Source organism: Microcystis sp. T1-4 (assembly GCF_000297435.1).
Lineage (GTDB): Bacteria > Cyanobacteriota > Cyanobacteriia > Cyanobacteriales > Microcystaceae > Microcystis.
Genome location: NZ_CAIP01000337.1, coordinates 1 through 1,442 on the forward strand (window position 1 = coordinate 1; position 1,442 = coordinate 1,442).

Here is a 1,442-nt window from a genome sequence, read left to right on the forward strand (position 1 = left end):
TTCATCTAGAAAAAGAGACCTTTCCCCATATTTACGGTGCTATCAACCTAGAATCGGTGGTTTTTGTCAAACCCTTACAGGAGTTGCTCAATTCCTAGAACTAAATCATCTAACTCTTGGTAATCGGGGAGAGTAGTATCGATGCTCAACCCGCGCCGAATCACGAGGCGATCCCACTGTGGCCGCGATAATAGCTCGCTAAAGTAGCGAGCCTTGAAAATTAACAAATTTGCCTCTAGACCCGTCTTAATGCGCCCTAAATGGGGCAATCCGAGCAGATTTGCTGGGGTGAGGGTGACACTATTTACCCAGTCAGCGTAGGGTGTGTCGAGATGAGCAATCCGCACCGCTTGGGTAAAGACTTCTAAACCATCGTGATCCCCAAAACCATAAAAGGGATCGCGACAGTTATCACTGGCAAAAGCAACCGGAATTCCCGCTTTTTTCATCTCTTTTATCTTAGTTGTTCCGCGCCAAAAAGGGGTTTTTTCCTCTTGACGATCCTGTAGGTAGAGATTGCACATCGGCAAGCTAACGATAGCAATGCCCGCATTTTTGACTAAATTTAGGGTTTCTTGGATTATTTCAGGGGATTGTACTGCTAAACTGCAACAGTGACCACAGATGATTTGTCCAGAAAATTGCTCTTTGATGGCAGTACGCGCGATCGCTGCTAAACAGGTAGAATCGGAATCGCCGTTTTCATCCAGATGAAAATCGAGATTTAAACCCCTTTCTTGGGCTAATTTGAAGGTAATATCAATTTGTGCCTGTAAATCGGGATTTGTGTAGGCTACTCCCCCTAATATGCCTCCAAATTCGGCTATTTTATCGGCTAAGGCCGCTCCCTCGGAGGTTTGATAGTAGTCAAGGGAAACTAGAGAAACCGCTTGCAGGGTGATTTTACCGGCCCATTGTCGTTGCAATTCTGCCAAAGCGGTTAAGCTAATCTGGGCCTGTTGACCAAAAGAGTCGATATGAGTGCGAATAGCGGCGGTTCCGTGGGCATAACTGCATTTAACGCCGAATTCCATGCGACGATATACATCCTCTAAGCGCCACTCCCGTCGGGAATCCTCTAGGGCCATTTTTAAGGCGCCGTCAAAAGTGCCATCATGGTTAGGACAACGCTGCCAACTATGACCTTTATCGAGATGGGTGTGCATATCGACAAAGCAAGGAAAAACAATCTTTTTTTTGAGGTCAATAACGGGAATATTATCTTCGGGGGGGATGGTTGAGGTGATGCAATTAATGTTACCGTCATTAATTTCCAGATTAACTAAGGTTAATCCCTCGGCGGTTTGGGGAGAAAACCCCTCATTTTCTAGCAGGGAAACGGGAATATGAGCATTTTTGAGCCAGTAGCGCTCGCTTGAGGGAATCATAAGACCTCCGGTAAAAATCAAAAATTGTTGTTAGGGTTAGGAGTCGGTCGTCGG

At 45.9% G+C, this 1,442-nt stretch carries 1 protein-coding gene and 1 pseudogene; one reads left to right on the forward strand and one right to left on the reverse strand.

The features are described 5' to 3' along the window. A pseudogene (locus MICAI_RS27260) lies at positions 1 to 98 on the forward strand (DUF952 domain-containing protein); the annotation flags it as partial. On the opposite strand, the gene MICAI_RS16945 reads toward MICAI_RS27260, so the two are convergent. After that, entirely contained in the window at positions 75 to 1,388 is a 1,314-nt protein-coding gene (locus MICAI_RS16945; RefSeq protein ID WP_008205003.1) for a cytosine deaminase, read from the reverse strand. The pseudogene MICAI_RS27260 and the gene MICAI_RS16945 overlap by 24 nt on opposite strands. Positions 1,389 to 1,442: the final 54 nt, after the last annotated feature.